Annotated in this window: 6 protein-coding genes; all 6 read right to left on the bottom strand. The window is 73.5% G+C overall.

Going from position 1 to position 9,222, the window contains the following annotated elements; translation table 11 throughout:
• Positions 1-124 precede the first annotated feature (124 nt).
• On the bottom strand, positions 125-1,504 hold the full coding sequence (locus ACLU3S_RS33600) for a VWA domain-containing protein (RefSeq protein WP_413955767.1): 1,380 nt from the start codon (positions 1,502-1,504) through the stop codon (positions 125-127).
• Between the two features lie 124 nt (positions 1,505-1,628).
• The gene (locus tag ACLU3S_RS33595; protein WP_413955766.1) at positions 1,629-3,137 is read right to left on the bottom strand and encodes a protein phosphatase 2C domain-containing protein; all 1,509 of its coding nucleotides are present in this window, start codon (positions 3,135-3,137) and stop codon (positions 1,629-1,631) included.
• A 3-nt stretch (positions 3,138-3,140) separates the two neighbouring features.
• A complete protein-coding gene (locus ACLU3S_RS33590) occupies positions 3,141-5,618 on the bottom strand; it encodes a tetratricopeptide repeat protein (RefSeq protein WP_413955765.1) in 2,478 nt (825 codons plus the stop codon).
• Positions 5,615-6,889 carry a hypothetical protein gene (locus tag ACLU3S_RS33585; protein ID WP_413955764.1) on the bottom strand — a complete coding sequence of 425 codons (1,275 nt, stop codon included), beginning with the start codon at positions 6,887-6,889 and terminating at the stop codon, positions 5,615-5,617. The genes ACLU3S_RS33590 and ACLU3S_RS33585 overlap by 4 nt, the downstream gene beginning before the upstream one ends.
• A gap of 41 nt (positions 6,890-6,930) precedes the next feature.
• Positions 6,931-7,962 carry a glutamate ABC transporter substrate-binding protein gene (locus ACLU3S_RS33580; protein WP_413955763.1) on the bottom strand — a complete coding sequence of 344 codons (1,032 nt, stop codon included), beginning with the start codon at positions 7,960-7,962 and terminating at the stop codon, positions 6,931-6,933.
• 14 nt (positions 7,963-7,976) lie between these two features.
• The coding region (locus ACLU3S_RS33575; RefSeq protein ID WP_413955762.1) for a hypothetical protein at positions 7,977-9,222 on the bottom strand (1,246 nt) is incomplete at its 5' end.

The raw sequence follows: 9,222 nt of genomic DNA, 5'->3' as shown, positions 1-9,222 counted from the left end.
TGCGGTGACCGCAGACCTCGCACCAGTCGTCGGAACCCGACTGGTGTCCGTTCGGGCAGGTCGGCATGTCGGTGCTTCCCCTTCTCCTACGGGTCCGGCTGGATCGCCAGGGGCGCTTCCAGGGTCACTTCTTCACTCGAACAGTCTTTGTGGACCGGGTCTCCAGAGTCATCTCATCGGCCTCCGCGACCTTCGTCTTCAACCGCACAGTACCTGTCGCGGCATCGACCACGTCCACCACCTTCGCAAGCAGTTTCGCAGTATCCGCGTTCCCCGAGGCGTTGGCGAGCTGAACCGCACGCCCCAGTTTGGCGGTTGCTCCATCGATATCGCCCGCTTTGCGAAGATCGATACCCTGCTGGATGGCCTGTGCCAGTTCGGCCTGCCCGGTGTAGTGGGCGACTTGGGGGTTGATCGAGGTCGAGGCCACCATGTCGTCGGTCCACACCGCCCGTACGAGCCCTTGTGCGCCGAGGTTCTGTGCCGATCCTCCCCCACTCTCGGCTGCGCTCGAGCGGGCGGTGCCCCCAGGTTGCGGCACGACCAGCGAGACCCGTGCGGCGAGCATCTCCTGGCCGATGCCGGCCGCGGGCACCTCGACGCACAGGTGGTAGTCGCGGGACTCGTCGCCCCAGGACCCGGTGGGGTAGTCCCCGGCGCGCGGCCCGGCCTCGGTGCGCCGGCCGGTCAAGTCCTCGACGGTGGGGGCGACTTGCTTGACGAACCTGATGGCGGCGCCGACCGGGGTCCACACCCGCAGGGAGACGTCGGCGACCTCCTTGCCCATCGCCGTCTCCATCATCCGCGTGAAGTCCGCGGCAAGGCCCGCGGGGTCGGCCACGATGTCGGCGGTGCCGAGCAGCGCGGAGGCGATCCCTGTGACTTCTTTCACTTCCCAGTCGGTGCCCACGCCCCGCGCGTCACAGGTGAACCGCCCGGCGCACGCGTCGAGCGTGGCCCTCAGGTCCTCGGGCGACTCGTGCTCGTTGCGGCCGTCGGTGAGCAGGATGCCGTGCCGGATGGCGACGTCCGCCGACGACAGCAGCCGGTCGGCGAGCCGCAGCCAGGTGCCGATGGCCGTACCGCCGCCCGCGCCGAGCCGGCGCAGCGCCTGCTTGGCCTGCTCGCGGGTGGCGGTGCCGGCGACCGCGAGCCGGCCGCCGCCGGGGTAGACCTCCTTGGCCACGTGGGTGCCGCCGATCACCGCGAAGTGCGTGCCGTCGCGCAGGGTGTCGATCGCGGCGACCGTGGCGTCGCGCGCGTTGCGCATCTTCGTCGGCGGGTAGTCCATGGACCCCGAGCAGTCGACCATGATCGCGACCGCGGCGGCGGACCGCTGCCCGGGCAGGAGTCCGGGCCCGCCGACGGCGCAGCCGATGGTGCCGCCGCCCGTCGCCGTCACCGTGACGACGGCGTTGACCTCACGGCCGCCCTCGGGCAGGTACTCGTTCTGGTAGACGTCCACCGAGAACTGCGGCACGTTCGGTTTCGCGAAATTGGCCATGGTTGATCGCATCCCCCTCGGACACCCCGCACGCGGGGCGATGACGGTGCACGGACCGGTCCCCTCCGGTCCGTCGAGGCCTCTGTGTGCCGCAGGCGTCGCGCCCGGCGCGCGGCTTTCGGCCTCAGGCCGATCCTGCCCCCTGCGGCGCCGCCGGGAACGGCAGGACCGCCACTGTTACGTTGTCGTGGCCCCCGCCGTCCAGGGCGTGGCCGACCAGCACCCGGGCGCTGTGCAGCGGGCGGGCCGCCGCGTCCGCCGGGACGAGCTCGGACATCTCCTCGGCCGTCTCGGCGTAGTTCCACAGGCCGTCCGTGCACACCACGACGACCCCGGGCCGGTCCGGCTTGAAGGACGCGGTGTGCGGCTCCAGTTCGTAGGCGTCCGCGCCGAGCCAGCCGGTGATCGCGTGGGCGCGCTCGTCGGCGTAGGCCTCGGCCTCGCTCATCAGGCCGGCGGCGACCATCTGCGCGGCCCAGGAGTCGTCCTCGGTCAGCCGGGCCGGGGGCGCGCCGCGGTCGGCCGGCACCCAGTAGGCCCGGCTGTCGCCGACCCAGCCGACCACCAGCAGCCCGGAGGTGACCACCGCGCCGACGATGGTGCAGGCCGGGGCGTTCTGGTGCGGGGCGTGCTCGCGGGCCGTCGCGGGTTCCTCGGCGAGGGCGTTGACGGCCTGTGCGGCGGCCACGATCGCCTCGTGCATGGCCTGCTGGGGGTGCGTGCCGCGCGGCAGCGCGGTCAGCAGGGTGTCGCCGGCCGCCTGGGAGGCGGCGGTCGACGCGTCGTCGGGGCGGGTCGCCGAGGAGACGCCGTCGCACACGACGGCGAGGGCCGCCGGGGTGCCGTCGGGCAGCGTGGTGTGGCCGACGGTGAAGGCGTCCTCGTTGCGGTGGTGACGCAGGCCCCGGTCGCTGACGGCGGCCACCGGGCCCGACTCCCGTTCCAGATGGTCGCGTTCGCGGGGCTGGGCGTGCCCGCAGTTCTCGCAGTACCCGTCGCTGTCCACCCGGCCGGCCCGGCAGGCCACGCACGTCTGCGCGGGCTCCTCCGGCACGGTGGCCGCACGCGGGTCCGGCGCCTGCAGCGGGTACTCGTCCGGCTCCGCCGGCCGGTCGAAACGCACCCCGGACCCCTCGGGCCCGCCGGATCCCCCGGACCCCTCGGACTCACCGGAACCGGAAGCGCCGGGCGGTTGCTCGTGCGGACCGGCGGACTGCTGCGGGAGCGGCACGTGTGCCTCCGGGGTTCCGGGTGCGGTGAACCGACGGCTTCCGGGCTGTTGGCCGGGCACGTGCGGCTGGTGGGGCTCGGGCGTGGCAACCCGGCGGCCGTGCGGAGGCGTTGCGGGGTCGTGGCCGGGCAGGGGGCCGCCGCCCGAGTCGGTGCCCGGCAGGTCGGCGGGCAGGTGCACCGCGGGCGGGGCGCCGGAGCCGTCCGGGTCGGGGGCGGGCCAGGTCACGCCGTCCCCGGGCGCGGCGGGACCGGTCATGGTCAGGGTCGGATGGTCCTGCGACGGGGCGGGCACCACCGAAAGGTCGTGACCGCACGCGCCGCAGAAGAGGTCACCCGGCTCGACGGGCTCCGCACAGCTCGGGCACTGCGCCAGTGCGGCCTGCTGGGGCATCTGCGACATCAACTACACCCACGTCCGGGGGCGGTAACGGTTCGCCCGTTCCACCAGTTCGATCCTCTCCTCGCCGCCGGTCGCCAGCCGGGCCAGCGTGCGGTAGGCGCGCTCCAGGCCGAAGCGGAGGCCTCTTTCGTCCAGACCACTGCCCAGCAGCACCCGCCCGCCCACGGCCGGTTCGGCGGTGCCCTGGCCTCCGGAGAGTATCCAGTCCAGCGCGCAGCCGAGTACCTCCGCCGACAACTGCTCGCGCCGGGCGGGGTCCAGACCGTACGCCTGCAGCGCCTCGACCTGCCCGGCGGCGGCGGTCAGGTCGTCCAGGAGCGGCGTGTCGCCCGCGGTGGCCGTGCGCTGTCTGAGCCGGGCCCGGACGGCGGCGACGCGTGCGGCCGTGTAGTGGATGGACGACTCCGGCACCGACTCCAGCGTCCGTACGGCACCACGCCGGTCCCCGGCCGCGAGCTGCACCCGGGCGAACCCGAACGCGGCGCTGACGTAGCTCGGGTCGGTCGCCCACACCAGGTGGTAGTACTCGGCCGCGTTGTCCAGCTGGCCCAGCACCTCCGCGCACAGGCCGAGCGCGAGCTTGGGCGCGGCCTCGCCCGGGAAGGCGTCGTAGATCGCGTCGAACGCGAGCGCGGCGCCCTCGAAGTCGCCGGTGACCAGGTCCGCCACGCCCCGGTACCACACCACCCGCCAGTCGTCGGGCCGTTCCTCGTCGAGCTCGGCGAGGCTCGTCAGGGCCGCCTGGTGGTCGCCGCTCTCCAGGCGGGCGCGGATCTGCCGGAGGCGGGTCTCGACGGTCCGCGCGGGCGCCGCGTCCAGCGCGGCGATCAGCTCGGCCGGTGCGGAGGCCAGCAGGCCCGCCAGGAAGCCGGCGTTGGGGTCGCTCGGGTCGACCAGCGGGACCGGCAGGGCGAGCGCGGCCGTCGGGACGTCGACGGGCTTGACGAGGGCGGGCGGGAGCGCCGGGGCGGCAGCCCGCGGGCCCCTGCGCGCCGGCCGCGCCCCCAGCCGCGACACGTCCCCGTGCAGCCGCGGGAACAGCTCCGTGTCCGTGACCTTCACCTCCGGCCCGAACAGCGTCGACAGCGCGGGCCGCGCCTGTCCGGTCTGCAGCGAGACGACCTCGCGCAGCACGCCGGTCAGCTGCTCGGCCATCTCCTGCGCGGAGCCGAACCGGCGCGCCGGGTCCGGGTCGGTGGCGCGGACCAGGAGCCGGTAGAAGGACTCGTACCGGCGGAGGACGTCGACGGTCTCCGGGTCGGGCAGCGAGTCCACGTAGACGTTGGTGTAGCCCTGGAAGTCGAAGGTGAGCACCGCGAGGGTCCGGGCCACCGTGTACAGGTCGCTCGCCACCGACGGGCCGACCTCGGCGACCTCGGGCGCCTGGTAGCCGACCGTGCCGTAGATCGCGGACTCGTCGTCGTCCATGCGGCGCACGGCACCCATGTCGATCAGCTTGAGCTGGTCCTCGGTCTGGATGGCGTTGTCGACCTTGAAGTCGCAGTACAGCAGGTTCCGGCTGTGCAGATGGCCGAGCGCCTCGAGGGCCTCGATGCCGTACGCGCACGCCTGCTCCACCGGCAGCGGGTCGCGCCGGCCGTCCGGTGCGCGGCGGGCGTTGGCGATCTCCTTCAGGGACTTGCCGCCGACGTACTCCATGACGATGTAGCCGTCGAGGGAGCCGGTGCGCTGGTCGAGGTGCTCGACGAAGTTGTAGATCCGCACGATGTTGGCGTGCTCGATCTCCGCGAGGAAGCGCCGCTCGGAGATCGCGGCGGCCATCGCGTCCTGGTCGCCGGTGTCCAGCAGGCCCTTGAGCACCACCCAGCGGTCGGAGACCGCACGGTCCACCGCGAGGTAGATCCAGCCCAGGCCGCCGTGCGCGAGGCAGCCGGCGACCTCGTACTGGCCGTGCACGACGTCCCCGGCCTTCAGCTTCGGCACGAAGGAGTACGGATGCCCGCACTTGGTGCAGAACCCCTCGGTGCGGCCCGGCCGGTCGCCCCGGGCCCGGCCGACCGGCGCCCCGCAGTCCGAGCGCGAGCAGAACCGCTTGCGCTCGGGCACCTCCGGGTTGTCCAGCACCATCGCGCGCGGGTCGGGCCGCGGCACCTGCGGCACGTGCACCAGGCCTGCACCGAGCCGCCCGCGCGAGGAGCCGGAGGAGGAGCCGGAGCTGCGCACCGACACCGAGCGGCCGGTGGACCGGCCCGACAGGGAGCGCGACAGCCGCCCGGAGACCGAGCGCCGCGACCTCGACGACTGGGAGGAGGTGCGCGAGCTGCGTGAACTCCCGCTGTCCGACGATCCCTTGGTGACCCCGGTGGGAAGCGAGCCGACCATGCCTCCCCCCACGGAGGCACCCCCGGCGGCCACGACCGGGGCGAGGCCGCAGGTGTCGCAGTACAGCTCGCCGCCGCCGACGTCCTCGTACGACCCCTCGCAGCCCGGTCGCTGACAGCTCTGCCCCGCCTGACTCATGACTGGTCCCCCTTGGCGTCCTCGGCGGCCCCCGCGCCGCCCAGCAGCTCGGCCGCCGCCTGCTGGTAGCGCAGCACGGCCTGTTCGGCCACGCGCAGGTCGCAGGGCGCGCTCCAGAGCATGCGCCGGGCCGCGTCGTACCGCTCGACCAGCAACGGATCCTCCGCGAGGCCGTGCCGGGCGATCTTCGCCTTGTAGGCGTCGAGCCGGCCGCGCAGCTCGGCACGGACCGCGAGCGGCGCGGTCACCGCGGTCAACTGCTCTCGGGCGCGCAGCAGTTCCTCCTCCGCCTTCTGCTCCAGGGACTCCAGGAGCGGGGAGAGCCGGTGCCACTGGGCCTGCCGGCGGTACTCGGCCGCGGTCGCCAGCTGTTCCTGCAGTGCGGTCGGCGGCCCGCTGACCACCGGGACCTCGGTCGCGGCGATCTTCGCCAGCACCTCGCCGCGCGCGGTGCGGGCCTCGGCGAGGGTGCGGTCCGCGCGCGAGAGCACGTCCCGCAGCCGGATCAGCCGCGTCTCGGCGTCCTGGCGGACCGTCAGCACGGCGTCGATCTCGCGCCGCACGTCCTCCAGGGCGCGCGCCTCGCGGTCGTACACCGTGGTGTCCGGGCGGCCGCCGCCCGGCGCGGAACTGCCCTCGGCGGGCACCCAGAAGGCGAGCGGGTCGGAGACGACGTCCTCGCGCAGCTTGGTCAGGGTGCGGGTGATCCGCTCCAGGTCGTCGCCGGACGGGTGCTCGCCGGGGCGCACGCCGACGGAGTGCGCGAGCTGCCGGGTGCGCTGGAGTTCCGCGGCGAGTAAATCGATCCGCGCGGGCAGCGCCGACCAGACGGCGTCGGCGGCGACGACCATGTCCAGGCTCGTCGCGTACAGCTCGTTCATCCGGTCCACCAGCTCGGCCAGCGAGAACGACTCGCTCAGCCTGCCGATCCCGGCGACCGTCACGGACGTGCCGCGCAGCAGCTCGGTCAGCTCCACCAGGTCCTCGCGGCTGGACCAGCGGCGCCGGGAGCGGATCTCGCGGGCGCCGCGCAGGGCGGCCGTGTACGCGTCGAAGTACGACCACAGCAGGGTGATCCGCGCCTCCGTGGCCTGCCAGCGTTCCCTGGTGACGCCGGTCAGCGCGGCGCCCTCCAGGAGTCTGCGGCCCGCGTGGTCCTGGAGGGCCAGCAGGGAGGTCTCGATCGCCTCGTGCTCCTGGCCGAGCCGCGCCAGCGCACGGTCCACCTCGTCCCGGTCCATCACCGGCCCGGCGGGGTCCGTGACGCCCATCGATCACCTCTCGCTTGCTGTGTGTTCCGGTCGGATGTGGCTCAACTGGTGCGCAGGTACTGCGGTGCGGGCGGCCTGGACGCCGACGAGTCCTTTCCCAGTGTCGCCGACAGCCACTTGTCGTACGAGGCCTGCCAGCCGTCGGTGCGGTAGTCCACCAGTACGCGATTGACCCGGCGTACCAGATCGGTGGCGTCCCGCTTCATCGCCACGCCGTAGTACTCGGTGGTGAACGCCTCGCCCTTCAGTTCGACGGTCGGGTCCTGCGCCGCCTGGCTGGCGGCCAGCGCGCCGTCGGTCACCACCGCGTCCACCTCGCCGAGTTGCAGCCGGACCAGGCAGTCGAGCTGGTTCGGGACGGTGGTGGAGATGTCGGTGGAGGCGGGCAGGGTGCCGGCCTTCCGGTCGGCGTCCAGCTTGGCGTACGCCGTCGAACCGGCCGCCGTGCACACCCTCTTGTGCGCCAGCGTGCCGTTGTAGCCGGTGATCGACGACGACTTGGGCGCCAGCACCTGCTGCCCGGTCTTGAAGTAGGGTGCGGAGAAGGCCACTTGGGACAGCCGGTCACAGGTGATCGTCATGGTCCGCACGACCATGTCCACGCGCCCGTCCTGGATCGCCGAGATGCGCTGGCTGGTCGGTATGGCCTTGAACTGCACGGCGTTCGGGTCGCCGAGGATGTCCTGGGCGATCCGGTGCACCAGGTCGATGTCGAAGCCCTCCAGCTCCGCGCCCTCGGTGTTCGGGTTGCGGTAGCCCCAGCGGTAGCTGTTCTGGTCGACGCCGACGATCAGCTTGCGCTTGGCGCCCGTCCGGGCCTTGATGGCGTCGATCGTCGGTCCGTCCGCGCCGGAGGGGGAGAGCGTCTGCTTCTGCGCCTCGGAGTCCTTGCAGTCGCCGGCGCGGGCCTGGCTGCCCTCGGCGATCCGCTGCCCGGCCCGGTCCGGGCCGGCCGCGGTCCGGGTGGTGCACGGCAGCAGCAGGACGGACGCCAGTGCCAGGGCGCACAGGACCGCCATCGCGCCGACCCCGCCCCAGCCGCGCAGGGCGGCCCGTACCCGGCTCGCGTCCATCGTCCCGCCCCCTGTCACCGGTACTCCGAAAGCCTGCGCCCGATGCCGGCCACCGCGCCCGCCGCGCCGAGCACGGCGAGCACGGCCGCGCCGACGGGCAGCCCCGCCATGGCGTCCCGGCCGTCGCCGGCGGCCTGCTGGAACTCGGTCTGCTCGTGACCGATCGCCCGGGCGAGGTTGCGGTCGACGCTGTCGAAGCACTCGCCCGTGGCGCCCTTGGCGCCGATGACCTTGTCCAGCGCCTCCTGGTAGTTGCCGTTCTCGTCCTCGGTGCGGGCCGCGGTGTGGCGCTGCTTCCACACCGCCATGTTGCCCTCGGCCGCCTTGACCGGCGCGGTGCCGCCCCGGTCGTCGGCGAGGTGCTCCGCCTGGCTCAGTCCCTTGCCGAGCACGGCCATGTCCTTGTCGAAGTCGTAGTAGTAGGCGTCGTACGTCCTGCCGTCGGCCGTGATGGTCTCGGCGCCGCGCGCCACCAGGCTCAGGTTCTCGTTCCCGCGGGCCTTCAGGGACGCGATGCGGGCGTCGTGCAGCACGTTCAGCGAGCGGATGCCGTGGTCGTAGGAGCCGTTCAGCTCCGAGCGGGCGATCATGTGCCCGACGACCAGCCACAGCAGGACCACGGCCGTCGCGGCGCTGGCGGCGACCAGCCCGTGGTTGAGCACCCGGTTGGTGTGGCGGTACGTGCGGTGCTGGGCCCAGCCGAGCGCGGCGAGCGCGACCACGCCGAGCGCGATGGCCGCCCAGGGGTACGGCGTCGCGTCCCCGTAGTCGGCGTCGAGCCGGGCGTTCTCCTTCGTGTAGAGGTCCTCCGCGGCCGGGAGCATCTCCTTCTGCATCTTCTCGTTGGCGTACCGGAGATAGGCGCCGCCCACCGGGTAGCCCTGCCGGTTGTAGGTGCGCGCCCGCTCGACGAGGCCCTTGTACTGCGGCAGCAGCCGGTTCAGGCGGGCGATGGTCGCCTCGGAGGCGGAGCCGGGCTCGGCGTTCGCGGCGGCCGTCACGAGCCCGGAGGCCGCCGTGCTGATGTCCTTCTCGTACCGGTCCCGGGAGGCGGCGGTCTCCTGGCCGCCGGCCAGGAAGCCGCTGGACGCGGCGGTGTTGGCGTCCGCCAGCGAGCGGTAGATGCCGGCGGCGCCGGAACTGAGGGGCTGGCTGCGGTGCAGCACGTCGTCGGCGGCGGCCGCGCGCTCGCTGGTCTGCCAGGCGGTGACCGCGCCGAACGCCACGACGAGCAGGGCGAGCACGGCACCCATGAGCCGC

It is taken from the genome of Streptomyces sp. AF1A (genome assembly GCF_047340315.1).
In the GTDB taxonomy this organism is placed as follows: Bacteria; Actinomycetota; Actinomycetes; order Streptomycetales; family Streptomycetaceae; genus Streptomyces.
The sequence above is the reverse complement of the archived record's forward strand: the minus strand, read 5'-3'. Positions and strand labels throughout refer to the sequence as shown.